27 protein-coding genes are annotated in these 25,316 nt (G+C 40.2%); 10 read left to right on the top strand and 17 right to left on the bottom strand.

Features of this window, described 5'->3' with window-relative positions; genetic code table 11:
• Positions 1-252: 252 nt before the first annotated feature.
• Positions 253-717, top strand: a complete 465-nt coding sequence (locus Q0A08_RS22060) for an Lrp/AsnC family transcriptional regulator (protein ID WP_009833848.1) — start codon at positions 253-255, stop codon at positions 715-717.
• Positions 718-831: 114 nt separating this feature from the next.
• On the opposite strand, the gene Q0A08_RS22055 is transcribed toward Q0A08_RS22060, so the two are convergent.
• The 3 genes from Q0A08_RS22055 to Q0A08_RS22045 all read right to left on the bottom strand — a co-directional run bounded on the left by Q0A08_RS22055 (position 832) and on the right by Q0A08_RS22045 (position 2,733).
• Positions 832-1,131 carry a Bor family protein gene (locus tag Q0A08_RS22055; RefSeq protein ID WP_063337411.1) on the bottom strand — a complete coding sequence of 100 codons (300 nt, stop codon included), beginning with the start codon at positions 1,129-1,131 and terminating at the stop codon, positions 832-834.
• 228 nt (positions 1,132-1,359) lie between these two features.
• Positions 1,360-1,659, bottom strand: a complete 300-nt coding sequence (locus tag Q0A08_RS22050) for a Bor family protein (RefSeq protein WP_009833849.1) — start codon at positions 1,657-1,659, stop codon at positions 1,360-1,362.
• Between the two features lie 147 nt (positions 1,660-1,806).
• Positions 1,807-2,733 carry a LysR family transcriptional regulator gene (locus Q0A08_RS22045; RefSeq protein ID WP_438463667.1) on the bottom strand — a complete coding sequence of 309 codons (927 nt, stop codon included), beginning with the start codon at positions 2,731-2,733 and terminating at the stop codon, positions 1,807-1,809.
• A gap of 185 nt (positions 2,734-2,918) precedes the next feature.
• Here Q0A08_RS22045 and Q0A08_RS22040 point away from each other — a divergent pair, with 185 nt between their 5' ends.
• The gene (locus tag Q0A08_RS22040) at positions 2,919-3,902 is read left to right on the top strand and encodes an NADP-dependent oxidoreductase (RefSeq protein WP_438463665.1); all 984 of its coding nucleotides are present in this window, start codon (positions 2,919-2,921) and stop codon (positions 3,900-3,902) included.
• Between the two features lie 69 nt (positions 3,903-3,971).
• Here Q0A08_RS22040 and Q0A08_RS22035 read toward each other — a convergent pair whose 3' ends face one another.
• A complete protein-coding gene (locus Q0A08_RS22035) occupies positions 3,972-5,066 on the bottom strand; it encodes an alcohol dehydrogenase family protein (protein ID WP_438463664.1) in 1,095 nt (364 codons plus the stop codon).
• Between the two features lie 132 nt (positions 5,067-5,198).
• Here Q0A08_RS22035 and Q0A08_RS22030 point away from each other — a divergent pair, with 132 nt between their 5' ends.
• Entirely contained in the window at positions 5,199-6,065 is an 867-nt protein-coding gene (locus Q0A08_RS22030) for a LysR family transcriptional regulator (RefSeq protein ID WP_438463663.1), read from the top strand.
• A gap of 66 nt (positions 6,066-6,131) precedes the next feature.
• Here Q0A08_RS22030 and Q0A08_RS22025 read toward each other — a convergent pair whose 3' ends face one another.
• From Q0A08_RS22025 to Q0A08_RS22010, 4 genes are all read right to left on the bottom strand, one after another.
• Positions 6,132-7,112 carry a CobW family GTP-binding protein gene (locus Q0A08_RS22025; protein WP_438463662.1) on the bottom strand — a complete coding sequence of 327 codons (981 nt, stop codon included), beginning with the start codon at positions 7,110-7,112 and terminating at the stop codon, positions 6,132-6,134.
• 10 nt (positions 7,113-7,122) lie between these two features.
• Positions 7,123-8,850, bottom strand: a complete 1,728-nt coding sequence (locus tag Q0A08_RS22020) for an amidohydrolase (RefSeq protein ID WP_438463661.1) — start codon at positions 8,848-8,850, stop codon at positions 7,123-7,125.
• Between the two features lie 84 nt (positions 8,851-8,934).
• Positions 8,935-10,317, bottom strand: coding sequence for a YjiH family protein (locus Q0A08_RS22015; protein WP_438463659.1), 1,383 nt, complete (start codon positions 10,315-10,317; stop codon positions 8,935-8,937).
• An 80-nt stretch (positions 10,318-10,397) separates the two neighbouring features.
• Positions 10,398-11,138 (bottom strand): class II aldolase/adducin family protein, encoded by a 741-nt coding sequence (locus Q0A08_RS22010; protein WP_438463658.1) that lies wholly within the window; start codon positions 11,136-11,138, stop codon positions 10,398-10,400.
• A 106-nt stretch (positions 11,139-11,244) separates the two neighbouring features.
• Here Q0A08_RS22010 and Q0A08_RS22005 point away from each other — a divergent pair, with 106 nt between their 5' ends.
• Positions 11,245-12,147, top strand: coding sequence for a LysR substrate-binding domain-containing protein (locus Q0A08_RS22005; RefSeq protein WP_438463656.1), 903 nt, complete (start codon positions 11,245-11,247; stop codon positions 12,145-12,147).
• Between the two features lie 104 nt (positions 12,148-12,251).
• On the opposite strand, the gene ahpF is transcribed toward Q0A08_RS22005, so the two are convergent.
• The 6 genes from ahpF to deoC form a co-directional block, all read right to left on the bottom strand.
• Complete coding sequence (gene ahpF / locus Q0A08_RS22000) at positions 12,252-13,850, bottom strand: alkyl hydroperoxide reductase subunit F (protein ID WP_438463655.1); 1,599 nt, start codon at positions 13,848-13,850, stop codon at positions 12,252-12,254.
• 288 nt (positions 13,851-14,138) lie between these two features.
• Entirely contained in the window at positions 14,139-14,537 is a 399-nt protein-coding gene (locus Q0A08_RS21995; protein ID WP_438463654.1) for a GNAT family N-acetyltransferase, read from the bottom strand.
• Between the two features lie 198 nt (positions 14,538-14,735).
• Positions 14,736-15,293, bottom strand: coding sequence for an alkyl hydroperoxide reductase subunit C (ahpC, locus tag Q0A08_RS21990; protein WP_438467684.1), 558 nt, complete (start codon positions 15,291-15,293; stop codon positions 14,736-14,738).
• 222 nt (positions 15,294-15,515) lie between these two features.
• Positions 15,516-16,553, bottom strand: a complete 1,038-nt coding sequence (locus tag Q0A08_RS21985) for a hypothetical protein (RefSeq protein WP_438463653.1) — start codon at positions 16,551-16,553, stop codon at positions 15,516-15,518.
• 121 nt (positions 16,554-16,674) lie between these two features.
• On the bottom strand, positions 16,675-18,033 hold the full coding sequence (gene deoA, locus Q0A08_RS21980; protein WP_438463651.1) for a thymidine phosphorylase: 1,359 nt from the start codon (positions 18,031-18,033) through the stop codon (positions 16,675-16,677).
• Positions 18,034-18,053: 20 nt separating this feature from the next.
• Complete coding sequence (gene deoC, locus Q0A08_RS21975; protein ID WP_438463650.1) at positions 18,054-18,824, bottom strand: deoxyribose-phosphate aldolase; 771 nt, start codon at positions 18,822-18,824, stop codon at positions 18,054-18,056.
• Positions 18,825-19,255: 431 nt separating this feature from the next.
• Here deoC and Q0A08_RS21970 point away from each other — a divergent pair, with 431 nt between their 5' ends.
• From Q0A08_RS21970 to Q0A08_RS21955, 4 genes are all read left to right on the top strand, one after another.
• On the top strand, positions 19,256-19,567 hold the full coding sequence (locus Q0A08_RS21970) for a hypothetical protein (protein ID WP_438463649.1): 312 nt from the start codon (positions 19,256-19,258) through the stop codon (positions 19,565-19,567).
• A gap of 274 nt (positions 19,568-19,841) precedes the next feature.
• A complete protein-coding gene (locus Q0A08_RS21965) occupies positions 19,842-20,696 on the top strand; it encodes a hypothetical protein (RefSeq protein ID WP_438463648.1) in 855 nt (284 codons plus the stop codon).
• Positions 20,697-20,928: 232 nt separating this feature from the next.
• Positions 20,929-21,780, top strand: a complete 852-nt coding sequence (locus Q0A08_RS21960) for a substrate-binding periplasmic protein (protein ID WP_438463646.1) — start codon at positions 20,929-20,931, stop codon at positions 21,778-21,780.
• Between the two features lie 127 nt (positions 21,781-21,907).
• On the top strand, positions 21,908-22,831 hold the full coding sequence (locus Q0A08_RS21955) for a MaoC/PaaZ C-terminal domain-containing protein (protein ID WP_438463645.1): 924 nt from the start codon (positions 21,908-21,910) through the stop codon (positions 22,829-22,831).
• 66 nt (positions 22,832-22,897) lie between these two features.
• Here the strand turns inward: Q0A08_RS21955 and Q0A08_RS21950 are convergent, their stop codons facing one another.
• On the bottom strand, positions 22,898-23,251 hold the full coding sequence (locus Q0A08_RS21950; RefSeq protein ID WP_438463644.1) for an antibiotic biosynthesis monooxygenase family protein: 354 nt from the start codon (positions 23,249-23,251) through the stop codon (positions 22,898-22,900).
• Entirely contained in the window at positions 23,248-23,598 is a 351-nt protein-coding gene (locus Q0A08_RS21945) for an NIPSNAP family protein (RefSeq protein ID WP_438463642.1), read from the bottom strand. The genes Q0A08_RS21950 and Q0A08_RS21945 overlap by 4 nt, the downstream gene beginning before the upstream one ends.
• Positions 23,599-23,641: 43 nt before the next feature.
• Here Q0A08_RS21945 and Q0A08_RS21940 point away from each other — a divergent pair, with 43 nt between their 5' ends.
• Both Q0A08_RS21940 and Q0A08_RS21935 read left to right on the top strand, forming a co-directional pair.
• Positions 23,642-23,785 carry a hypothetical protein gene (locus tag Q0A08_RS21940; RefSeq protein ID WP_438463641.1) on the top strand — a complete coding sequence of 48 codons (144 nt, stop codon included), beginning with the start codon at positions 23,642-23,644 and terminating at the stop codon, positions 23,783-23,785.
• Positions 23,786-23,802: 17 nt separating this feature from the next.
• Positions 23,803-24,501 carry an ArsR/SmtB family transcription factor gene (locus Q0A08_RS21935; RefSeq protein ID WP_438463640.1) on the top strand — a complete coding sequence of 233 codons (699 nt, stop codon included), beginning with the start codon at positions 23,803-23,805 and terminating at the stop codon, positions 24,499-24,501.
• On the opposite strand, the gene Q0A08_RS21930 is transcribed toward Q0A08_RS21935, so the two are convergent.
• A complete protein-coding gene (locus tag Q0A08_RS21930) occupies positions 24,498-25,283 on the bottom strand; it encodes a hypothetical protein (RefSeq protein WP_438463639.1) in 786 nt (261 codons plus the stop codon). The two genes, Q0A08_RS21935 and Q0A08_RS21930, sit on opposite strands and share 4 nt — an antisense overlap.
• Between the last annotated feature and the right edge of the window lie 33 nt (positions 25,284-25,316).

The following is a 25,316-nucleotide window of genomic DNA, read 5'->3' as shown; positions in this document are numbered from 1 at the left end:
GTCCTCATACAAAAGCCTATTGCTTTCAAACCTATCTAAAAATAAGCCCTTGCGTGAAAACACATCTTCATCAGGGAGGTAATTTTATTATTATTTGCAAGCATCAATGGAAACCCAAGGTTTCACAAAGTGCCTTACCTGTTTAAATTCTAATCTATGTTTTGAGAAACGTGATTGCTTTTTGTTTGGTGTTTTTGCCACAATAAGAAACATACGTATCTCAAAACAACAAAAAACAGAGAAATAGTTGCTATGTCATTAGATAGAGTTGATTCTGAAATTCTAGGTGCCCTACAAGAAGACGGCCGTTTGTCCAATCGAGACCTAGCGGAAAAGGTCTCCTTATCCAATGCGCCTTGTTGGCGCAGAGTGAAACGTTTAGAAGAAGATGGTTATATCAAAGGCTATGCCGCCATCATTAATTCAGACAAAATTGGTCTAAAGATTTGTGCCTTTGCCGAGGTCACTTTAGACAACCATCACCCAGACACTGTGGCGGATTTTTTAGCCATGGTGAACCGCTGCCCTGAGATTTTAGAGTGTCATGCCGTATCTGGTGGCTGTGACTATTTATTGAAAATGTTGGCCAAGGATATGGAAGCCTATCAGGAGTTTTTAACCCAGAATATTTTGAATCATAAAGGGGTTCATAACGCCAATACTCTCTTCTCAATGAAACAGCAAAAAGTCTCGGTTGAAATTCCGTTAGATTTATAGAAAAGCATGAGATTTAGCGAAGACGTTAGACTTATTAAAAGACGTGAAATTTAGATAATAAAAAAGGGCGTACTGCTAAATTACCAGCACGTCCTTTTTAGGTTTTCTTTTAGCTTAACCTACACAATGTACTTCAACAGTACGCGGTGTATAAATACCAAATGTCACCACACCCAGTAAGCCATTTAAAAATGTCTGCTTAGTCAGCACTTGTGCAACCTTATCGGCACTGCCACATACTTCTGCGGCATTCACTTCAGTCTTTTGACCAATACCACTGATATAGAATGATTGAGACGTTGAAAGACTTGCTTCAGAAGTTAGATCAGCACCTGGATTGACATTGAATTTTTGAGTAGAACAACCCGCCAGAATAAGCGTGCTAAGAGCAGCAACAGCTAAAGTTTTTTTCATTTGAAATACACCTATTTAGAAAGCCAAATCGTTAACGTCATACTGACAAAGATGACGCATAATATAGGTCTGCAAGTAAGCAATATAACGCCGTGTTTTTCAAATTAACTATTTGTAATCTTTTGGAAAAAATCAGAGATAAACAAGCCTTAATAATACTCAAACCACAAGTACAAAAAAGGCGTGCTGTTAAGATAACAGCACGCCTTTTTCAAATCTGTTTTAGGCTTAGCCTACACAACGAACTTCGACAGTACGAGGTGTGTAAATACCAAAAGTCACAGCGCCCAACAAACCATTAATGAAAGTTTGTTTAGTCAGTACTTGAGCTACTTTATCAGCACTACCACACACTTCAGCAGCATTAACTTCAGTCTCTTGACCAATACCGCTTACAAAGAAAGTTTGAGATGTTGTAAGAGCCGCATCAGAGGTTAAATCAGCACCTGGGTTCAAGTTGAATTTCTGAGTAGAACAACCTGCTAAAAGAAGAGTACTAAGTGCTGCAACAGCTAATGTTTTTTTCATTTTGAATTACCTATATATCCATTTTAAAGTAAAGATCCCTATAAAACTAAACACAGTATTAATGGCCTAGTTTTATCACGGCGTAGTAGGCCCCAATAGCCTAGATATTGCAAATAGTTTATGGGTTATTTTTAGTAAAAAAAAAGATTATGCATGAGGTAAATTAAAATCAAATAAGTGGCGCTTAGATTCAATAATTCTATCTAATACGCCTATCAACCATTTCAATGCTTGTGAGTGATTATTACGACTGTGCCAAGCTAAACTGATTTTAATACTTGGGAGTTTTAAGGGCACTGGTTTTAAAACTAAATCACCTGCGGCGAGATGCTCAGCAATAATAGGGTACGGCATAGTAATAATTAAACGAGTTTGTTTGATAAGGTTAATTGCACTGGCAAAGCTGTTTACTGTCATAGCGGTTCGTCGCTTACTATCAAGCTCTGCAAGCTTATCATCTACTATGCCGCATATATCTCCTGATAAAGACACTAATAAATGCTCAGATTTTAGATAGTTTTCAAGGGTCAAAGCTTGCTCTGCAAGATCATGATCTGCCCGCATAACAGTCACAAAATGATTTTCATACATGGTTTTAGATTTGATCTCATTACTAGTGCCATCATAATAATCAAACACCAGATCCACATCGGCATTATTTAATAACAGCTCGCCATCCACTTTATAGGGCACAGCATAAATATTAATATTTGGCGCTTCTTGCTCGATAATATGCCTAAGTTCAGGCCAGACAATGGAGGCAGATCCGTCCGTGATACCTATGCGGAAACTGGCTTTAGAGGTTAATGGATCAAAATAATCGGGGGCAATCGCATGGCTAATTTGAGCAAGAGGTTCTGCCACACTTTTCCATAGTTTACTGGCATAAGGAGTCGGTCTTATACCTCTGCCATCCTTCACAAATAAAGGATCTTTCCAAGCGTGACGCATACGAGAAACCGCATTTGAAACCGATGGCTGAGTCATAGCAAGGCTATCTGCCGCTGCTGTGATGGATTTCTCCTTCATGATGGCATCAAAAATCACAACAAGATTGAGATCCGTCTTCGCCATTTCCACTCTCCTTTTGATAAAACGAAATTATTAAAAGCCATTAAGTTAGACAAACCTTATATAAACACATCATTTTTATCAATGCTTTTCATACCAACCATTAATTTGAAGATATGTGTTTAATCTTCAATACTGGCATTAACTCGAATACAGCCTAAAAGGCAAAATACACAGGGAATAAGACAATGAATAAGAGCATTAAAACTCAAATGAAAGCCGCCTTTATCAATCAATATGGAAGCCATGAAAACTTACAAGTTGGCACGCTCGATACACCTCAAATTAATGCAGACCAAGTCTTAATCAAGGTCGCAGCAGCCGGCGTAAACCCAGTTGACTTTCATATTCGTAACGGCATGCTAGCAGGAACAGGCACCCACCAGCTTCCCCTTGTATTAGGCTGGGATTTAGCCGGTGAAGTGGTCCAAGTAGGCAATGATGTCAGTGGCATTACGCTTAATGATCAGGTATTTGCTTTCACTGATATCGGCAAACAAGGCACTTATTCTGAGTATGTGGCAGTTGATGCCGAATTAGTAAGGTTAAAACCAAGTAAACTTAATATGCAGCAAGCCGCAGCCGTCCCTTTAGCTGCGGTGACAGCTTGGCAGGCACTCACCCGAGATGCAGGGCTCAGCTTAGACAATGCCAAAGACAAAAAAGTCTTTATTCAAAATGCATCTGGGGGGGTGGGTGGTTTCGCTGTACAAATTGCTCACTATCTTGGAGCTCATGTCATCGCTAGTGCATCAGGCGCAAAAGAAACCTATGTTAAAGGTTTAGGGGCCGATGAGTTTATTGATTATAAAACACAAGATTTTAGCGAACTTGTTGAAGGAGCAGACATAGTATTAGCAGCCATTGGCGGTCAAGAAAATCTCGTCAAATCATTAGATGTGATAAAACCTAACGGCCAACTTATTTCGACCTTAGATGAGCTCCCAGAAGATACTCAAGTTACCAATAATATCCAGTTTACGCGTATGTGGGTAAAAACTGACGGAAACGATCTTGGCAAAATTGCAGAGCTAATCGATGCAGAAAAAATCACAGTACATCTGGATTCTGTTTACCCTCTAGAAGAGGTGAAAGCAGCCCATCAGCGCAGTGAAGCAGGTAAAGCGACAGGGAAAATAGTGTTAGATATCGCAAGCCACACATTTGCTTGAAGTAGACTAATCATTTAATTAGCAAATAGCATAAGAGAGCTGCCTCTCTTATGCTGACCTATGAAAGCACTATCTAGAAACTGACAGGACCAATTTGCCAAAATAAGCTTTATTTAAGAAGTCCGTTTGCGCTTCTTTAATCTGCGCTAATTCATACACCTTGGAAACCAAAGGTTTGATCTCACCATCGTTGATATAACGAACCAAGTTTTCAAACACTGAGGCTGGCTGAAAGGTACAACCATAATAGGTTAAATCTTTTAAATAGAGTGTCCGTACATCCATCTCGACGATCGGCCCTGCAATGGCACCCGCTACCGCATAACGACCGCGCACTTTAAGTACATCAATCAACTCAGACCAGCTATCTCCAGCAACAAGATCTATCACTACATCAACAGATTCATGAGCTTGGTGTAATAAAATGCTTTCTTCTCTTGCTAGCACTTTATCCGCTCCAATAGCCAATACACTATCGGCTTTGGATTTAGCACAAACAGCAATCACCTTAGCTCCCCGACGTTTTGCTAATTGAATCGCCGCTGAGCCGACACCGCCAGACGCCCCGGTTATCAAGACGGTATCTGTTTCATTTACTTGTACTCTGTCTATCATGTTTTCGGCAGTTGAATAAGCACATGGAAAAGACGCCAACTCGATACTGCTAAGGCTTGAATTAACTGGGTAGCACTCATGTGCTAGAGCTTTAGTGTATTGAGCAAAGCTACCATTGCACTCAGAACCCATGGTAATGCTTTTAAGTTCACCATTCTGATTTAGATTTTGCTGCATAGGTCTAATAAGAATGCGCTCACCAATACGGTTTTTATCAACTCCTGCACCCACTGCAATAATTTCGCCACAGCAATCCGCTCCTTGTATAAGAGGAAACTTTAAAGGCTCTCCAGACCAACTGCCATCATCCGCGTTATCCGTTAAGCCGTTTTCTACCACCTGATTTGTATCGCCTGTCACCGTTTTTGAATACCAACCAATGCGAGTATTGATATCTGTATTATTGACCCCTGCGGCATGCACTTTAACTAAGACTTCATTATCAGCAGGCACAGGCAAAGGGAGCTTGTCTCGATATTCCAATTTTTCTAGCCCGCCGTGGCCTGTCAAAACGACCCCTTCCATAAACCCTTTTGCTAAATCAGTCATGCATCACCTCAAAATTTAATCACTTTATTAATAGAGAATATAAAGGCAGAATAATTAAGACAAACTAATATTTTTAATTAACTAGTTCAGAAATATTGAACTAGGTTTATTTTGATAAAACCAGAGAAACCTATGTCCCCTATTTTAGATTTAGACCTACTTAGAACCTTTGTGGCCATAGTCAAAACAGGCCAATTAAAGTTAGCAGCCGAAACAGTTTCTCGCTCCCAAGGTGCTGTGAGCATGCAGCTTAAACGTTTGGAAGAAGTCACTGGCAAACAGTTATTGATTCGTAGCAACCAAGACTTAAAACTCACCCAAGCAGGCATAAAACTATTAAGTTACAGCGAGCAACTGCTTAGCCTTAATCATCAAGCGGTGCAGGCACTTACCGTAAAAGAAGAAAAAAGCCATCTCGTCTTTGGTATCCCAAGTGATTATGCTCAAGACTTCATTCGTCATTTCATGCCCCTGCTAAAAAGCGAACTCCCCTTGTTAGATGCCAAGGTAATCTGTGATTCAAGCCGTAATTTGCGTAAACGAGTAAACAGTGAAGAAATTGATATTGCGATAGTGACAGGGGAAGGCGCCAAAACAAGCGCAAGCTCCCTTTGGATTGAGCCCTTAGTTTGGGCAGCCCCCCACGGTTTTGATCTAAAGGCTTATGAAGAGATACCTTTAGCAAGTTTCGAGCAAGACTGCATAATTAAAGACATTGCCAAGCAAAGCATGAAAGAGAGCAAACGAGTCTTTAAAACCAGTTTTGAGAGCCCTGTATTAGAAAACCTAGTGGCAGCGGCTGAAGCAGGATTAGGCATCGCCCTTCTGCCCGCTTCCCTAGTGAATGAAAACCGTCTGCAATCCCTAGAGACTTTATCCCTGACTCAGAAGGTAATCTCGACAGAGATAACCCACTCAACCAACCTCGCCAGTGAATTAGTGCAAAGCATTTCATCTGTATTTAAAAAGGCCGAAAAAAAGCGCACGTCAATGCAATAACATTAAGTGCGCTTTTCTATGAGTTAAGACAAAATGAGAAAAAACTCTCTCTTTTACATTGCAAGGCTAGCTAATACAGCTTTCTAAACTCACTTTTAATTGCTCAACATCCAAAGCTTTAGCAAGGCTGATAAAAACCAATTCGGTTTTTTTAGTATTCTCAACCCAATCATATAATGGAGAAAGCTCGACACGACTGCCCACTAGATGCAAGCTGCAGGCGGTTTGAGGGAACTCACTTAAATAGCACACCCCCTTAGCGCGATAAACCTGTGTTGGTAATGAATACAACACCCGCTTTAACGTATCTAAATTAAGGGCTTTTTCGCTTATCCAACTCCAGCTATTAAACAATTCACTATGAGGTATCACAGCAGCGCTATCATGATCTGAATGATCACAATTTATAGAAATCTCACCACTTAAGGTAGAACTAGTTTGTGGAACGAGATCGAACAAAAGCGCTAATGGCACTTTCGCGTAACTCGTTTCTATAATGCGGGCTTTAGGGTAGAGCCACTTTTGTTTTAAATTCTGAAGCGCTTCACTGCTAATAATATCCGTTTTATTGATAACAATAATATCGGCCACATCCAACTGCTCACAGGCAAGCTGAGCCATGTCGCCTTCTAAGTTATCAAACTGTGCCGCATCTAATACTGAAATAATGCTATCGATATATAAATGATCACGAAATTCTGGATAACGTACTGTCGATGCAATTTTGCTAGGGTTAGAAATCCCACTCGCTTCAATTAAAATATGCTCAGGCCCTGCTACTCGGTCACGAAGAAGAGCGTTAAGTTGAACAATTAAATCACCTTCAACGGTACAACAAACACAGCCATTAGCGAGATTGATCGTGGTTTGAGTTTGACTAACTATCAGCTTACTATCAATATTAATCGCACCAAAATCATTCACCATTACAGCCATTCTCTTGCCTGTATCTATGCTTAAAATATGGTTAAGAAGCGTCGTTTTACCAGCACCTAAGAACCCACTTATAATGGTCACTGGTACTTTTTTATCAACTGAATATGCCATAAGTCGCTCCTTAGTAATCAAAGTTAGGCGCAGGTGCTTGCCATATTGCCTGTAAAGGAGTGTTTGCAAACAAACCTTGAGAATCCCAGCTAACTTGCCCTTCTATTAGCGTTAATAAAACATTAGTTCCATGAAGGTTACCCCTGGCAGGTGAGGAGAAAGGGTTGCGATCAAGTAAGATCAAATCAGCAGATTTACCTGCGCAAATGTTCCCTGCTATATTGTCTATATTCATCGACTTTGCGCCATTGATTGTCATGACTTTTATCGCTTCATCAAGCTCTATTCCCTGTCCGTAGAAGGTTTCATTATCATCTGTACGAGGATTTTGTCGTGTAATCATGGCTTCAAACCCTATCCAAGGATTAAGACTCGAAACAGGCCAATCTGTGCCCATGACAGCATTCCCCCCTTCACCTAAGACACCTTTAAAATTGTAAGCGCGTTGCATTCTTTCTTCTCCGAATACAGATCGGGCGTTAGCAAAGGATGAAGGAAACCAACCAACTGGGGAAAACTCAGCAGTGACATTTAACGATTTAAAACGCGGTAAATTTTTATCAAGTAAGCTAGTACTATGAGCGCATTGATGGCTTATTTTACCGTTTGGGTTCGCCTCTCTAGCGGCAGCTACTGCATCAAGGAAAATATCTGAAGCACCATCACCAGTACAATGAGCAATGACACGTATGTTTTTACGGTCCATGTCCACAACCATGTCTTTAATATGTTCAGGCGTTAAGTTTAAGTGTCCACGCCATTCACTTTCGCCAGGCCATGGCGTCGATAGATAAGAAGATTTTGATTCATGCGTGCCATCAAAGTGAAATTTAACCGCATTCGCATTGAGACGATTACTACGATAAAAATGACGCTCACCAGCCAATAGTTCCCAGCGACGCTTCACAGGGAAGATATCATCTTGCCAACTAATAGCCGCTTCGATACGGGCACTTAGTTTGCCTTTTTGATCAATTGCACGAAGTGCATTAAGACGATGCTCACAAACATGTACATACTTAGTACCCACCACACCACGAGACGATTGATAATGAAGCCCTTCGCGATAAGCACGTTCTAGAGCATGTTGCGGGGTTGGAGGCATAGCAGCATGAATCATCGCGTAGGCGCCATCAACTAGGATGCCATTGGCCTCGCCCGTCAAACTATCACGTTCAATGTAGCCATGTTTGGGATCTAAAGTATCCGCTGTAATTCCCGCTAACTCTAATGCTTTGCTATTTACTAACATACAACCCCATGAACGATCCAAGATGGCCACAGGTCTATCGCTGATTATGCTATCTAGCCAATGACGGTCCGCAACTATCCCTGCTTGTTTGAAAGTGTAACGAACAAAGTAAGATCCATAGACCCACTCTTTATCAGGGTTTTGAGTCGCATAATCTAATATTGCCCGTTCAACTTGCTCAGGTGTTGGGTCGGGAATTGCAATGTCTAAATAACCAGCATAACTGGGTGCCAAAGCGAGATCAGGGTGAGTATGCATATCGTAAATACCTGGCATAATAAACTGACCTTCAAGGTCAATTACCTGAGTGTATTCATCGATATGGGCCTGCATATCCTGATCATTACCCACAGCTAAAAAGGTACCATTTTTAATCGCTACAGCCTGACTCCATGGCTGTTGTGGATCTACGGTATAAATATGAGCATTTTTTAGAACAATATCTGCACTTAAGCGAACAGACTGAGGCGATAGATTGGCAGACATAAAAATTTCCCAAGAAGTGATTGTCAAAAAAATGGTGAAGCGAGCGGCATACCAGCACATTAGTAACCGCTCTTTGTGAAGGTGTTAGCCCACTAACCAATGGCCAAAAAAGGCGAGGATAGGTAAAGAAATAACAACCCTAAGAACATAAATAGCGAGTAGATCCAATAGGTTTAAACCTATTTTTGCACGTACTAAGACAATAGCGACTTCGGTAAAGTATATAATCTGAGTGACAGCAACACCTGCAAGTACAAAGCGTGTGACCTCACTTTCAATGCTAGCGCCAAGTAGTGTTGGCATGATGCTATCAACAAGACCAGCTAGTAAGGCTGTGGCAGCAAGCTCTGCTTCGGGCAGTTGTAAAAGCTGTAAGTAAGGGACTAATGGCAAAGATAATGTTTGAAAAACATTAGTAAATTCAATGACAGCAAGGCCTGTACAACCTATTACCATCATTGCTGGGTAAATTGTGATTATCAAATCAACTGAGACTAAGATGCCTCGCTTGATCAAAGTAAACACAGAGCTAGCATTATCCGCACGCTCTACAGCTAGTCTTAAACCCGTCGCAAAAGCACTCTCTCCTTCCAGTTTATCCGTATTTAACTGGCGTCCTACTTCAGGGTTGTATTGATGTGCTTTATTACGTAATGGTGGAAGCTTTGGCACAACTATAGCGCAAATAATACCTGTCACCACAACCGATAAATACCATTCAATAAAATAGCCTTTCATGCCTATAAGACTTAATAATAAATAAGAGTAAGCAATTGAAACAATAGAGAAATTTGTCGCTATAGTGCAGGCTTCTCGAGAAGAATAATAGCCTTCCTTGTATTGCTGAGTTGTCAGAATAATGCCAACACTTGAAGCAGATAACCAAGAGGCAGTACAGTCAATCGCAGCACGTCCTGGTAAACGGAAGCATTTCTCAAAAACCTTCGCGAGTAAGCTACCGACAAACTCCATCAAACCATAGTCGGTTAACAAAGGTAGTAGCACAGCAGATAGGAAATAGATCGCAATAACAACGGGACCTACATCATAAAGCATTACCCCGCCAGTATTACGGTGCCACACCCATTCTGGACCGACTTGGAAATAAGTCATCGCCATTAATACCGCACCAATCACACGTAAAATCACCCAACCAGTTCCAGGGTTAAACAGCTTTATAAATGCGCTTGAACTGTTTTTTAACGGACTATAAGAAACAATTAAAGTAAAGATAGTTGGGATAATGGCAGCGGCGGCGGTTGCAGGAACCATCATAGGCTTGATTACAGTGTTGATATAATCAATTAACAGAGCGATGGTGATGGTAAATTTACCATCAACACTGACTGGGGTTAAAAAAAGCAAAATGCCAAGAATAGTAGGGATTAGAAATTTTGATAATTGTGATGCAGTGTATTTAGTCGTTACAGGTCTATTTATCGGATTTTCTGATGGCTGATTAGACATACAATACTCCTTAAAATTATAATTATTGTTGGTTTTATGAGCACACTTAATTCAATTAAGTGAGGAGAATAGTGACTAAATCACGAGTCTTTGTAGTGGCAATTTATTCGCTCTAAACGACGTAATTGAGCCTGCCAAAACAAATCTACACTCTGATTATGATAGGCCTTATTCGCGAATTGCTCCGCAGTAAATAGGCAGTCTTGCTCGCTAGGAATAATAAGAGCTTGACCTGTACTTTGTGCTTGCAATTGAATTTCACAAGCAGCATTCAGGTAATACATATTAAAAAACGCTTCTGCAACTGATCGACCTGTTGTCAGAAGACCGTGATTACGCAGTATCATGCAGTTGTTATTCCCCATAGCATCAACAATTCGTTGTCGAGCCGCTAAGTCAATCGGAATACCTTCATAATCGTAATAAGAAACCTTGTTGTAGAAAGCCATATTAGTCTGATTAATAGGTAACAAACCCTCTTGGGTCGCCGCAATGGCCATTCCCGCTTGAGTATGAGTGTGAATGACACAAGTCGCCCCTTCACATGAGCTGTGAATGGCACTGTGTATAGTAAAACCAGCTGGGTTTACTTCAGGGTTTTTATCACTCAGTTTGTTTCCATGAATATCTATTTCGACTAAGTTACGGCTCGTTACCTCTTCAGGTAATAGACCGTATTCATTGATCAAGAATGCATTTTCTTGACCTTCTAATTTAACGGAAATATGAGTGAAAATTTGATCACTCCACCCATAGTAGTTGAGCAGCTGATAAGCAGCAGCGAGGTCGTTGCGCATATCCTGATTCGATTGTTTGAGCATGTAGAACACCATTGATTATTATTATTGGATAAACTCAAGATACCTTCCTTGTTTCCCTGTGAATATTGACTTATTCTTCATAGTTCATTCCAATATGTAATAAACTATGAACAATAGTCATCTACCTTCCACGATTGCATTAAGTTGTTTTGAAGCGACAGCTCGTCATTTGAGTGTCACTCTGGCAGCGGATGAACTTTGCCTGACACAAAGTGCAGTCAGCCGACAAATTAAGCGGCTTGAACAGCAGCTCGGCTGCAGTTTATTTCTAAGAGTTAAACAGCGTTTAATTTTGACTGAAGGTGGGTTGGAATATGCCGCTCAAGTAACTAAATATATGGCCTTACTCAATGCTGCAACCGTCAACTTGAAAGCAAGTAGGCAAACACAATTACGTATTGGTGCAGAACCATCATTAACAGCTCGCTGGTTGTTACCGCTAATCGACGACTTTAAAAAAGCGCATCCTGAAGTATCATTAGATTTTGTAACTGAAATGAAAAACCTTTACGAGGCACAGCAGGGGTTTGATCTCGCAATTCTATACGGAGATGGTCGTTGGCCTGAGTTTGATTCGACATTTTTGATGTGCCCAAAAATGTACGCGGTATGTACACCAGACCTGTTGCAACAATATGGTCCAATCTCTAAACGTGAGGATATTTTAAAATATCCACTACTACATCATATGGCTCAAGATGTTTCTTGTGACCTCTCTTCAACGCAAATATGGTTAAAATCAATTGGATTAAGTCAAGCTGAAATAGCAGGAATCTCATCTCAACATTTTGAACATTTCCAATTTTTACTTGATGCTGCTTTGCATGGTTTGGGCGTAACAGTATTGCCAAGTTACTTTATCGATGAAGAGCTCAAATCGGGCAGGCTAGTAAAAGCCTCAACCGAGCCACTTGTCGCTAAAAATTATTATATAGCGATACGAAAAGGGATAAACAATAGTAACTGTCAGCGTTTTAAAGATTGGTTACTGAAAGAAGTAAAAGCATAGAAGTAGATAGAACCTTCAAAAATAGCTTCTAACACGTTTAAAAACAAAAAAAGCGCACGTCAATGCAATAAACATTGAGTGCGCTTTGTTATTGATAACGGATGTTAAGCCACGGCTTCTTCAGTCTCAGCCAAAGGTACTGAAGTTCGAATTAAGTGATCGAAGGCACTCAATGCAGAAGTAGCGCCTGCTCCCATGGCGATAATGATTTGCTTGTAGGGTGTCGTTGTTACATCCCCAGCAGCAAATACACCTGACATAGACGTCTGGCCTCGCGCATCAATTTCGATCTCACCTCGATCAGATAAATCAACACTGCCTTTTAAGAAATCAGTATTCGGCAACAACCCTATCTGAACAAAGATACCCGCAAGCACTACTTTATGAGAGTCGCCAGTTAATCTATCTATGTAAGTTAGGCCATTGACTCTTGAGCCGTCACCTAGCACCTCAGTTGTTGCTGCATTTTTGATGATGGTCACATTGCTTAAAGAGCGTGCTTTTTGTAACAAGACTTCATCGGCACGCAACACATCAGAAAACTCCAACACAGTCACATGCTCCACTATGCCAGCAAGATCAATTGCAGCTTCTATCCCAGAGTTACCACCCCCAACGACAGCCACTTTTTTGCCTTTGAATAATGGGCCATCACAGTGTGGGCAGTAAGCCACGCCTTTCCCCTTGTATTCGGCTTCCCCTGGCACGTTCATTTCACGCCAGCGCGCCCCTGTCGCCAAGATAACTGATCGGCTTTTTAGCACAGCGCCACTTTCTAGCGTCACTTCAACTAAACCAGAATCACTCTCTTGAGCACTGACAATATTGGCTGCTCTTTGGGTTTTAACCAGGTCAACATCGTAATCTAAAACGTGCTGCTCAAGGTTTGCGACAAGCTTAGGGCCATCGGTTGCTTTCACCGAAATAAAGTTCTCTATCGCCATGGTATCACTGACTTGTCCGCCAAAACGCTCTGCCACAACGCCGGTACGAATCCCTTTACGAGCAGCATAAATGGCCGCTGCAGAACCCGCTGGCCCACCACCCACAACAAGCACTTCATAAACTTCTTTTTTCGATAGTGCCTCTGCTTGTTTCTTCTCAGCACCTGTATCTAATTTGTTTACGATTTCTGCCAAGGTCATACGTCCTTGTCCGAATAACTCACCGTTAGCGAAGACAGCTGGTACCGCTAAAATGTTGCGCTCTTCCACCTCTTTCGGGAACAAGGCACCGTCTATCATGGTGTGGCTAATATTTGGATTTAGCACAGACATCAAGTTAAGCGCTTGAACAACTTCAGGACAATTCTGGCAGGAGAGAGAAATATAAGTTTCCAGTTTAATCTCACCTTCTAGTAAAAGAATCTGATCTAGAATCGCTTGCTCTTCTTTTGCTGGGTGTCCACCCGCTTGCAACAAGGCCAATACTAAAGAGGTAAACTCATGACCCATTGGAATGCCCGCAAAAGCAACCCTTGCCGCTTCTTCATTGGCAGGTTGAATGGACATTAAAGGCGCGCGTTCTGTGTCTAGTTGCGTTTCAAGCAAACTAATCTGGTCAGACATTCCTGCAATTTCTCTTGCTAGCTCAACCAGCTCTGTCGATTTATCAGAGTTATCTAGATTGACACGAATGCTCACCGGGCGAATGATTTTTGTTAAGTAAGCTGATAACTGAGTTTTAATTGATTGATCCAACATGCTTATTTCCTCTTATCTTCTGTTACATAATTTGTTTGTTTCAAAGTGACTCTCTACTAAATTCGCTCAATAAAGAGATGCACTTAAGTCATGCAATTAGATTAATAAAAACAATCAAAACAGTGAAATTGATAGATTAAATACCATCAATAGGAAAATGCTATTTGGTAAGATTTACAGCGTTTTGTGACTCTAGATTCAAGCTCTTAAAAGACTAAAAAGCCCCGCTAAACAGCGAGGCTAATTAATAAAAGCAACGTCTATGAAAAGCTTTGATAGCTAATAAGCTTATTGCTTAACGATACACATACCTTCACTTTCTGGTCGGCTCAATTCAAAACCAAACTTTTTATATAACTCGGGGACATCTGCCATAAGGGTTATATAAGCGCCTTTTGGGGCATCCCTATCCAAATAGTCCATGATACTTTGCATAATTAGACGGCCTAATCCATTACCTTGAAAATCAGGTTGAACAGCAATATCGACTACTTCAAAGTTAAGTGCACCATCACCTACAACACGACCCATACCAACAACCTTGTTATCAATGCAAATATGCACACCAAAAAGGCTATTAGGCAAAGCACGTTTAGCAGCCTCATAAGGTCTAGGAGCTAAACCAGACACTTCTCTTAATCTCAGAAAGTCATCAACCGAAACAACTTTTTCTACTACTTGATACAAATGCCTCTCTCCATTTAAAGTTTTTTCCAATCTTGAGACTTTACTATAAACGCCTTATTAGCATGGAAGCTTTTTCATGATATTAGAAATAAGCACCTGCTTTCCACAAATATTATTTAGGCAAAGTCATCACCAATCTAAAAAACCAAAAAGCCCGCCTAGTCTCCTAGGCGGGCTTTATTTTATCAGATGCTAGTCTTAGATTTTACCAACTAGATCTAAAGATGGCGCTAGTGTTTCTTCACCTTCTTTCCATTTCGCTGGGCAAACTTCACCTGGATGAGCTGCTACGTATTGAGCGGCTTTTACTTTACGAAGTAGATCTTGTGCGTCACGACCAATGCCTTCTGCGGTAATTTCCATTGCTTGGATGATGCCATTTGGATCAACCAAGAAAGTACCACGGTCAGCAAGACCTTGCTCTTCACGCATAACTTGGAAGTTACGAGTGATGGCACCTGTTGGATCACCAATCATGGTGTATTGGATCTTACCGATAGTATCAGAAGAATCGTGCCACGCTTTGTGAGTGAAGTGCGTATCAGTCGATACTGAGTAAACCTCTACACCACGCTTTTCAAACTCAACATAGTTATCAGCAATATCACCTAGTTCTGTTGGGCAGACAAAAGTGAAGTCAGCTGGGTAGAAGAAGAAAACTGACCACTTACCTTCTAAGTCTTTATCAGATACTTCGATGAAATCACCTGCTTTAAAAGCAGATGCATTGAAAGGTTTAATTTGTGTATTGATCAAAGATGTTGTCATTTCTTGCTCCAAAAATAATTATCGTTTCTATTCAGTTTTTGTTGATTTCATAACAAGCTAGCTTTAAAAGACGCTTGCGGTATTTGTTTCGATCGCCTCAATTGGCGTTGTGTTTCGACAAGGAGTAGATTAATAAATATTATTGAAAATAAGAAATTGATAGTCTAAATCAGGCCAATAAGAAATTCCTATTGGCCTTCTCTCACCCTCTTACTTAACGAGTTTCTGCAGGAAATCATTCGGAATTACCGAGACATGCCCATTGTACTTTGGATGAACCATCATAGGGTTTGGATACTTGGCGATAATAATGTTTCCTAAAGGCGGCACATTGGAGTAAACAAGTTTGCCATATTTCCCCTGAACGGGATCACTCTGCCGACTAGATGCCTCAGTAAGACGAATGGTATGCCCTAAATACGCCATAAGCCTTCCTCTATCTGGGTCCAGCGGTGAAAGTCCTGGTGCTCTATTCAAGGTTCGTAATTGATTTAAAACTGTCGCTGGCGACTGATTTCTTCTTGCGGTTTCCAATGCTATTACAAAGCCCTGCTTCGCTTGAGGCCCATTCATTAAGCGTCCTAGGTTTTGTCCCCACCAAGCTAATGATTGGATAACAGCAGCCTCTTGTCCAATACGCTGATTATCAAGTGTGCCTTGAATTGCTAGCTCGGTTTGAACTTCAGACTTGCCTGTGACGGTATTAAAACTTAATTCACCAGTTCTGGCTGTCATTCTGACTTGACGTCTAGGGCTAATACTATCAAAAAGCTTATAGGCGAAACTATTTGTCCAATCTATCAAGTCTAAATTTTGATGATCTAATCGATATTGGGAACTGCGAGCCCCAAAACACATGACTAAAGTAAAGTTATAATTTACCTTAGGAATAAACAGCATTAACAATAACTCTGCTAATTGCCTAACTGTGACTCTTTCATCTGGATTTGCAGGATTAGTCGATCGAATCAGGCCATAATCCGTACTTGTCATGGGGCCGTGTATCGACAACATTACTTCTGTCGCCCCTTTACATTTATTCTTTAAATCATTTCGTTGTCGATTAAAAGCGGCATCCTGAGGCCCATTAACAAAAGCACGATAAAAGCCCACTATATCGATCTCAGTTACTCTAGGTGTATGCAAATACTTTGAATCAGGATGCTTTAACTTAAGTGCAGTAACAGCCTTGTGGCCGTCTACACCTAAGTCATCAGACATATTTAAAAAGATAATATTTTTTGCCATATTAAGTCCTTTTGTTAAGTTCAAATAAGATGAGGCAAAACTCATATAAAACAATAACTTAAAAAACAAAATAAAACAGTTAACAAAAAATCAAAAGGAAAAATTTAAATTAGATTCAAATTTATTTTAAAGTCTCAAGATTATAAAGAGTCGAAACCGGTTTTGGCTCATCTTCAGTAAGCTTAATCGCACCTTTAATCCGTAAAGCAGCTCGGCTAAATGCCTCTTCACTATTTGCATGAACAAAGCATAGAGGGGTTTTAGAGTCTAGTTTTTGCCCTAGTTGAGCGATCTGATTTAAGCCTACACTATAGTCCAGCTTGTCATCCGCTTTACTGCGACCACCGCCAAGGTCAACAACAGCCATGCCAATTGCTCGGGTGTCCATGCTTGATAGATAGCCAGACTCGGACATGAATACCGGCTTTATAATCTCAGCTTTAGGCAGGTATTTATTTGGCTGCTCTAATAGGTCATTTGGCCCACCAAGGAAGGCTACCATCTGCGCGAATTTTTGTGCCGCTGCGCCTGAATCTAAAGCTAACATACGTTTTTTAGCTGCCTCTTCCTTAGACATTGCTAGGCCTGAAATAAGCAGCATTTCATCAGCCAAGGCATAAATCACTTCGGCCAAACGCCCAGCTCTTTTCTCCCCCGTTAGAAAGGCAATGGTTTCTGCTATTTCAAGTGCATTACCAGCGCTTGTTGCCAGTACTTGGGACATGTCAGTTATCAAGCAGCTGGTTTTAACACCAGCACCATTAGCAACAGCAGAAATACTCCTTGCTAATTCAATCGAGCTTTCAAGGTCTTTCATGACAGCACCACTGCCCGTTTTCACATCCATGACAAGGGAGTCTAAACCACAGGCTAATTTCTTAGATAGAATGGAAGCCGTCACCAGATCAAGTGATTCGACGGTGGCAGTGATATCTCTTGTCGCATAAAGGCGCTTATCTGCTGGCGCTAAATTGGCAGATTGACCTATGATGGCAAGCCCAATCTCTTTGACACTGTCTCGAAATACCTGATTTGAAACCTGAGTTTGATAGCCAGGAATAGCATCTAATTTATCCAGCGTGCCACCAGTATGTCCTAAGCCTCGGCCAGATATCATAGGTACATAACCGCCACAAGCCGCAATAATGGGTCCTAACACAAGAGACACTAGATCTCCCACGCCACCGGTACTGTGCTTATCTAATACAGGTCCATTAAAGGCTAAGTCTTGCCAGTTTAATACATCACCCGAGTCACGCATGGCGCATGTTAGCGAGATGCGCTCTTCTATGTTCATTCCTTGAAAATAAGTTGCCATAGCAAAAGCAGCGACCTGTCCTTCACTAATCGTTTCTTTGGCAATCGCATCGACAAAGTAAGCTATTTCAGCTTGGCTTAGGATCATGCCATCTCGCTTTTTACGAATGACTTCTTGTGGGATAAAGTGGTCTGCTAGCTTTGACTCTCTATGGCAACTCATAAGGCATCCTTTCTTAGAAACTAATAAGCACTTTCAGCAATATCATGTTCGACATCAAGCTCGCTAAGAAGGTTAGCTAATAAGCTAGAAGCACCAAATCGAAAGCTTGACGCTTGAATCCAATCTTTACCTAAGATTTCAGTCGCTAGGGTCAAATAAGCATCAGCATCTTGTGCCGTTTTTACGCCACCAGCCGCTTTAAAGCCAACATTAGTATCTGTTTCTTTAATCACATTGAGCATGACTTCGGCGGCATCTAATGTGGCATTGACAGACACTTTACCTGTACTGGTTTTAATAAAGTCAGCACCTGCTTGAATAGAGATTTCACTGGCTTTTTGAATCAAGGCAGGTGTTTTCAACTCCCCCGACTCAATAATCACTTTAAGTGTGGTTTGATCGCCACAAACTGCCTTACAAGCTTTTACTAAATCAAAACCAATTGCCTCATCTCCTTGAATCAAAGCGCGGTAAGGGAAAACAACATCCACTTCATCTGCCCCTAACTTAATCGCTTGTTGGGTTTGCTTAACCGCTAGAGAGACATCAGCCACTCCCATGGGGAAGTTGGTCACTGTGGCAATTTTAACGTGAGAAAGTCCCAAATCAGCTAAAGTCTTTTTTGCCAAAATAATAAACTGAGGATAAATACAGATAGCAGCAGTGTGCCCAACTGGTGTATTAGCTTGATGGCATAAATTGATAATGGTGTCACTGGTATCAGAGTCATTTAAACTAGTGAGGTCCATTAAGCTCAATGCTGTTTTTGCGGTTTGTTTTAAATCAGACATAGATTTTCCTTTCAAAATAAAAAGTGCCAAGCATCCTTAATTAGAAAACCTGACCATTCGAACAAGATAATCAAAAGCGTTAAAGATAAAAACAATTAATCTTATCCAGAGAGCAGCAATTCCTATTTTATTGATTAAGATCTAACTTTTGGCTCTCTAATCATTTTTTGATTGCAGCTAAAAAAGACTTATTCACTTCACACTATCTGCACAACCATGCTGCTAAAATTCACGAAAACTGCAAATTGTGGGCGTTTATTCTCTCAAATGGACAGTTTGTGTGAAGATTCACATTTTTCATATTGGTTTGTTTGAAAAGCTAAAAATCGCATGGTTAACTGAAAACACTTAGCAGGAATTAAGATTTTTAAAACCTGTTAGAAAAAACTTAAATTGTATTTAATATCAACAAGTTAACAGGAATAAACAACATGTCTGATGATATCGCTTTTAAAATCCAACTTGGAATTATCCTACCTAAATTAAAAGATACTGTAGGTGATAACCTATCCAATATTATCGAAGAGCTAGTCTCAATATTGTCCTATGGCACCCTTGAAGGTGAAGACAAAGTTGAGCTTTCAGCAGTAAAAGAAATCATTATGAAAGATATCGAAATCTTCCTTGATAATGATGTTCTACCCGCACTGGATGCAAAGTTAAATCCACCAGAACCAGAGCCAGAAGCTGAAGTAAATGAAGAAAGCGCTGAAGAGGCAGAAGCCGAAGAAGTCGCAGAGTAACCTTTCTCCCTTGAGTAGTTTTTTATTATTGAACATAGTAGCAAGACAGTTTTCTATCTTACTTGCAGCCAGCTAAAGCCCTTTAGCTGGCTTTTTTATTATGGCAAATCAACAAACCCTCCCCTCTGATACAATCAAATAGACCATTCATTTTGACAATTCTTGCCTATCCGTTAATAGTTAACAACACACAATTCTTAACTGTGAGCTCTCACCGGAAGCAGACTCTTTTATTACAAGATGGAATAATCAAATTTAATTAATGAGTCCAAAGATGAAACTTTTTCTCTTTTTAAGCCTATTCTTCTCGCCCACCTTATTCGCAGTCGATACCATAAATATGCGTCCAATTTTTTACTCTGGCGACCCAACCACAAGCTATAAGTACCAATTACTCGAACTTCTACTCGAACGAACCTCAGCAGAGTTTGGCCCATATCAAATTAATATAACTAATAGCATTCACTCTCAAAAGCGGGATATCAACCAGCTAAAGTCAGGTGAAATTAATGTCTTTATTTCTATGACATCGCAAGCAAGAGAGGAAGTAATGCAAGCTATACGCTTTCCCGTCTTTAAAGGTTTGTACGGTTATCGCGTTCTTCTAATTAAGGAAAGTGAGCAAGCTAAATTCAGCAAAATTAAGAGCTTAGAAGCATTGCAGCAATTAACAGGAGTACAGGGTTCTCACTGGCCTGATTTGCAAATTTTACAAGCCAACGGCCTCAAAGTAGAAAGCACCAGCCAACATAAAAGCCTTTATAAAATGCTGGAACATGGTCGAGTAGATTACTTTCCTAGAGGTATTCATGAGCCATGGAAAGAACTTAAAGATAGACCTGAAATGGCATTAGCGGTTGAGAAAAGCTTGATGCTTTATTACCCTGCCCCTGGCTATATATTTGTTAATAGAAACAATACTCGATTAGCAAAACGCCTTAATCAAGGCTTTAAAAATATCATAGAATCTGGTGAGTTTAATCGCTTTTTCAACCTCCACCCACAAATCGTCGAAATGAAAAATCAAGCTAACATAAAAAACCGAACATTATTAAAACTATCTAACCCTCTACTCACCCCTAAGACACCATTACAGGATGAAAGACTCTGGTTTCGAGTAGGTAACTAATTCCCGCAGATATCAGCACAAAAATGACATAAAAAGGGTTATGTACAGCAATATATTTACTTAATAAAATAGTATGTAAAAAGAGCGACATCCTCTTACTTAAGCTCTTTTTTTGACAATTTATTCATGTCGGTTAATAGTTAATTATCATGACTCAAACCATGAGCTCTCATTGGGAACAGACTCTTTAAATTCATTATGGAATGCCCTAGTTCATTTAATGAGATCAAAGATGAAATTTCTACTCCTTTTTAGTTTATTATTTTCTCCTTTACTGCCTGCTCTAGATATCATAAAAATGCGACCTGTTTTGTTTCCTGCTGATCCTAAACAAAACTATAAATACCAGCTGATAGATCTAATACTTAAAACCACTCAAGAAAAATTCGGCCCTTATCAAATCACCTTTGCCAATACAATTCATTCGCAAAAAAGAGATATTACGTTACTTAATTCAGGTGCTATCAATGTTTTCATATCCATGACCTCAAAAGAAAGAGAAAAGAGGATGCAGGCGGTTCGCTATCCTGTTTTAAAAGGTCTTTATGGATACCGTGTTTTCTTAATTAGAAAAGAGGATCAACAAAGGTTTTCAAATATTCAAAGCCTAGATGAACTAAAACAACTTAAAGCGATTCAAGGAGCTCAGTGGCCTGATCTAACCGTATTAAAAGCTAATAACCTCTTGGCTGAAGGCGCTAGTCGTCATGATAGTTTATATAAAATGCTGCAATATGGTCGAGTCGACTATTTTCCAAGAGGAATACATGAACCTTGGGTAGAGTTAAAAAATCACCCAAACATGGGCTTAGCCGTTGAAAAAAGTATCGTTCTCTATTACCCCGCTCCCGGCTATATTTTTGTAGAAAAAGGCAATACACACCTAGCGGAACGTTTGAATGAAGGCTTCGAACAAATTATTCATTCAGGAGTGTTTGATCGATTTTTTAACCAGCATCCACAAATTATCGAAATGAAAGAGAATGCAAACCTACAAAATCGAGTGATCTTCAAACTTGCCAACCCTCTACTGACAAAAGAAACACCACTTAATGACAAAAGGCTTTGGTATCAAATCCATTGAATAACGCTCATAAGTTAAGTGGAGGGGTCTGTGGATTTACTGCATAAGTGTTATGACTTTATATGCCTTAAAATTATGCATTAAAAAGATTATCCTAATCAAAAAATAAGCCAACTTGATCAAGGATATGCATATCTCTTCCGTTTCCCTCAACTTTGATAAAAAACCCAGTTTAGCCAGCCCTTTAATCAAGGCATTATGCTTACCTAGAAAAGGCTTTAAACCTGAAGTAGGTATTCCTGCTATCAAAGCCAGTTGGTCACAAATCAACATAGACCCTCAAGCACTCCATGCTTATTGCCAAACACTGGGACTGAAGGAAGAGGCAAACCTTCCCTTACTTTATCCTCATGTACTCGCAGGGGGCATGCATATGCACATGCTAACTCACAAAGCCTTCCCTATTGGATTATTAGGCGCGGTGCATTTAAAGAATAAAATCAGACAAATTCGCCCCATTAAAATTAACGAAGTAATCAGAATTGATAGCGAGTTAGGAGAATGGCGCATCACAGAGAAAGGCTTAGAGTTCGACTTCAGCTCTTTTGTGTCGGTGAATAATCAGGTTGTTTGGTCTGAAATCAGCACCTACTTTAAGAAAGGAAAATTTCCACCCGCTAACAAAACATCTGAACCAGACTCAAGCATAGAATTAAACAACTTGGAGCTAAACACGTTAGAAGACACATACTCTGGTGATAATTGGCTGATTCCTAAAAATCGCGGTAAAGTCTACGCTAAAATTTCAGGGGACTATAACCCTATCCACATTTCTAAAACCCTAGCAAAACTCTTTGGTTTAAAACGCGATATCGCTCATGGCTTTGGCGTTTTAGCGCAAGCATTAGCAAGCAATGGCGTTGACGAAATTACCCAAGGCCATACACAACTTGCCCTAGATACTGTCTTTAAAGGTCCATTATTTTTAGAAGAAACAGCCAGTGTAAAACTCGCTGTTTCTGATGATAATGGCCTAGAACAAGGCTTTGATATTTATTGTGGCAAGAACCCGAAACCTAGTATTTGTGCTCATTTACAAGTGCTTAACTAGTCCCCTAGATTTAGCGATTCTTAAAATAAAGGCCCTTTGCGATAAAGGGCCTTTACTCTAAAAAAGTTATTTAGGTGCCTCATCCCTTCTATGCAAACCATAATCCCTGACAACATGCGCCACTCGGATACGATAATCATCAAAGACTTTCTCACGCCCTAAACTCTGGGCTTGATTATGATCTATATGCTTACGCCAATTTGCGACAGCCGCTTCATCCTGCCAGAAGGATAACGAGAGCACCTTAGCTGGCTTAGAAGATTCAGACATTGAGGCTTGAGGCTCAGACAAACTTTGAAAGCGCTCAATAGAAATAAAACCCGGCATCTTCACTAGGTTTGCCTTTAATGAATGAGCTAACTCAAAATAGGTGTCTACTTCGTCAGGTTTAAGTTCTACTTCAAACATAACAGCGATCATATTAACGCCTTATTAAAAGCTTTTGCCTTACACCAGTAAGTCGCCTCTACTGGGGTTAAAAAGCGACGTGTCTCTTGCAAGATAAATTGCTCTTCATTGGCAAATTCAAAGTTTTCTATTGCCTGAGCATCCTGCTTAAGCCTTATTCGATAGGCTTCATAACTTGCCAAGCTATCAAAGCTAATGATGCCAAACGCTTGAAAATTAGTACCTTCATGGGGAAGAAAGTAACCTACTAACTCACCACCGCAACGGGGAATAATCTGCCCCCAGTGATTAGCATATCGCGTGAATTGAGCCAACTTAAAAGGGTTAATTTTGTATTCGATAAAACAGCTTACTGTCATTTCCTGCTCCTTAGGAGTTGATTAAATCAAATTGGTTTTGATGATGAGCAGAAGTCTACTTAAGCCAGTTAAAGCATACTTCGATGTGGCTCGAAGCATGTATTCAAGAAAAGCCTATATTGCCAAAGAGTCTGCATACAAACATAAGATGTATGCGAAAATACAAAAAGAGACACATGTTTATTAGATCCAAGGGGGAACACAATGGAATTCAATATCGCGCTAGTTGCCTCTTTGATGGGAGATTCAAGTCGTGCACTCATGCTTAATGCGCTTTTAGGTGGTAAGGCATTAACAGCGACAGAGCTAGCCACTTATGCAGATATCAGTGCTCAAACAGCCAGTACTCATTTAAATAAGCTTGTGGAAGGTCAGCTGATCCAAGTGAGGAAACAAGGTCGGCATAAATATTTTCAACTTAAGAGCTATCAGGTCGCTGAAGTACTAGAAGGCATGTTGAATTTAAATGCTCAGCTATCAGCAACACAGACAAGCTGCCAAGATATTAAAACAGGGCCAAACGATGAGCGCTTAAGGCATTCACGTATTTGTTACGATCATTTAGCAGGCGAGATAGCCGTAAAGGCCTATGACGCCTTGTTAAGAAAAGGATGGTTGGTAGAAGACAATTTACAATTAAACTTAACTGAATCAGGCAAGCTTAACTTTGCCTCGTTTGGGTTTAATTTAGCTGAGTTCGAATCCAGTAAACGCCCTCTTTGTAAACCTTGTCTAGATTGGAGTGAACGTAAAAGCCATCTTGCAGGTACACTTGGAAAATGGATTCTGGATGATGCTATTGCCCGTAAATGGGCAAATCGAGATCTGGACTCAAGAGCCATATCTTTTAGTGAGTCTGGCCTTAAACACCTAAGCCAGCGGTATGATTTAGAGACATCTTAATATGTCGTTTTTCCTGTCGGTAAACTCAACCCATATTGATCTAACAAGGTCTTCCAGTATTCATCTTCAGATAAGTTTTTCACCACTTGAGTTAAAGTGTTAAACACCTTCTCATCATGATTAACCAAAATATGGCGTGTGTAGGTTTTAAGAGGATTTGGTGAGTAATAAACCTTGTGGCTAAGCTTCATTTCTTTTTCGTAATACTTCATCGTCGATAGAGGAATCAAAAAACTACTAACCCTATCCTTTAACAACATACCTATATTTTGCTTAGCATTAACCACATCTTTTCGTTTTATTTTTCCTGCATCTATCTCTTTTTGAATACCACCATATAAATGCCCACGGATACCACCTAAAACAAAACCTTGTGCCATTAGAGATTCAGGTCCGTTATAAATAAAAGGGGTTCTTACTCTAGAAACAAACGCTTGTTCATCTTCTAGCAGCCTAGGAGTCCAATCATATTTCTCTCGCTTTATGTCTGCAAAAAAGATGGGGTTAACCCAGAGCACAGCCCCTTTTACACCTTCATTTAGATAAGAATCTAATCGCTTTCTTGGTATGATTTTGAGCTCATACTGATAAGGGCTATTGGCTTCAAATAGATTCAACATCTCAACAAAGTCATAATTCAAACCTCTTTTATCTGATGCACTAATCACGAAAGGTGGATAATCGTAATAGCTCCATAAAGTCACCACTTCTTTGCTTTGAAGCACAGAACTAAAAATCGAACCAAATAGAAAAAGAACAGAAAGTGAAAGGGTTTTCAGCACGGGAAACTCCTAAAAAGGGAGAGAGACAACTAA

Origin of the sequence: Marinomonas sp. PE14-40 (genome assembly GCF_051623805.1) — a bacterium.
Lineage (GTDB): Bacteria > Pseudomonadota > Gammaproteobacteria > Pseudomonadales > Marinomonadaceae > Marinomonas.
The sequence above is the reverse complement of the archived record's forward strand: the minus strand, read 5'-3'. Positions and strand labels throughout refer to the sequence as shown.

Excerpts from the sequence above, each read along its gene's own strand:
- ahpF (WP_438463655.1), bottom strand. The coding sequence starts at position 13,850 with ATGTTGGATCAATCAATTAAAACTCAGTTATCAGCTTACTTAACAAAA.
- deoA (WP_438463651.1), bottom strand. The coding sequence starts at position 18,033 with ATGAGTTGCCATAGAGAGTCAAAGCTAGCAGACCACTTTATCCCACAA.
- Q0A08_RS21955 (WP_438463645.1), top strand. The coding sequence starts at position 21,908 with ATGCATATCTCTTCCGTTTCCCTCAACTTTGATAAAAAACCCAGTTTA.
- Q0A08_RS21935 (WP_438463640.1), top strand. The coding sequence starts at position 23,803 with ATGGAATTCAATATCGCGCTAGTTGCCTCTTTGATGGGAGATTCAAGT.
- Q0A08_RS21945 (WP_438463642.1), bottom strand. The coding sequence starts at position 23,598 with ATGACAGTAAGCTGTTTTATCGAATACAAAATTAACCCTTTTAAGTTG.
- Q0A08_RS21965 (WP_438463648.1), top strand. The coding sequence starts at position 19,842 with ATGAAACTTTTTCTCTTTTTAAGCCTATTCTTCTCGCCCACCTTATTC.
- Q0A08_RS22010 (WP_438463658.1), bottom strand. The coding sequence starts at position 11,138 with ATGCTCAAACAATCGAATCAGGATATGCGCAACGACCTCGCTGCTGCT.
- Q0A08_RS22025 (WP_438463662.1), bottom strand. The coding sequence starts at position 7,112 with ATGGCATATTCAGTTGATAAAAAAGTACCAGTGACCATTATAAGTGGG.
- deoC (WP_438463650.1), bottom strand. The coding sequence starts at position 18,824 with ATGTCTGATTTAAAACAAACCGCAAAAACAGCATTGAGCTTAATGGAC.
- Q0A08_RS22035 (WP_438463664.1), bottom strand. The coding sequence starts at position 5,066 with ATGACTGATTTAGCAAAAGGGTTTATGGAAGGGGTCGTTTTGACAGGC.
- Q0A08_RS22030 (WP_438463663.1), top strand. The coding sequence starts at position 5,199 with ATGTCCCCTATTTTAGATTTAGACCTACTTAGAACCTTTGTGGCCATA.
- Q0A08_RS21970 (WP_438463649.1), top strand. The coding sequence starts at position 19,256 with ATGTCTGATGATATCGCTTTTAAAATCCAACTTGGAATTATCCTACCT.
- Q0A08_RS21985 (WP_438463653.1), bottom strand. The coding sequence starts at position 16,553 with ATGGCAAAAAATATTATCTTTTTAAATATGTCTGATGACTTAGGTGTA.
- Q0A08_RS21940 (WP_438463641.1), top strand. The coding sequence starts at position 23,642 with ATGAGCAGAAGTCTACTTAAGCCAGTTAAAGCATACTTCGATGTGGCT.
- Q0A08_RS22015 (WP_438463659.1), bottom strand. The coding sequence starts at position 10,317 with ATGTCTAATCAGCCATCAGAAAATCCGATAAATAGACCTGTAACGACT.
- Q0A08_RS22045 (WP_438463667.1), bottom strand. The coding sequence starts at position 2,733 with ATGGCGAAGACGGATCTCAATCTTGTTGTGATTTTTGATGCCATCATG.
- Q0A08_RS22050 (WP_009833849.1), bottom strand. The coding sequence starts at position 1,659 with ATGAAAAAAACATTAGCTGTTGCAGCACTTAGTACTCTTCTTTTAGCA.
- Q0A08_RS22055 (WP_063337411.1), bottom strand. The coding sequence starts at position 1,131 with ATGAAAAAAACTTTAGCTGTTGCTGCTCTTAGCACGCTTATTCTGGCG.
- Q0A08_RS22020 (WP_438463661.1), bottom strand. The coding sequence starts at position 8,850 with ATGTCTGCCAATCTATCGCCTCAGTCTGTTCGCTTAAGTGCAGATATT.
- Q0A08_RS21960 (WP_438463646.1), top strand. The coding sequence starts at position 20,929 with ATGAAATTTCTACTCCTTTTTAGTTTATTATTTTCTCCTTTACTGCCT.
- Q0A08_RS22040 (WP_438463665.1), top strand. The coding sequence starts at position 2,919 with ATGAATAAGAGCATTAAAACTCAAATGAAAGCCGCCTTTATCAATCAA.
- Q0A08_RS22005 (WP_438463656.1), top strand. The coding sequence starts at position 11,245 with ATGAACAATAGTCATCTACCTTCCACGATTGCATTAAGTTGTTTTGAA.
- Q0A08_RS21950 (WP_438463644.1), bottom strand. The coding sequence starts at position 23,251 with ATGATCGCTGTTATGTTTGAAGTAGAACTTAAACCTGACGAAGTAGAC.
- Q0A08_RS22060 (WP_009833848.1), top strand. The coding sequence starts at position 253 with ATGTCATTAGATAGAGTTGATTCTGAAATTCTAGGTGCCCTACAAGAA.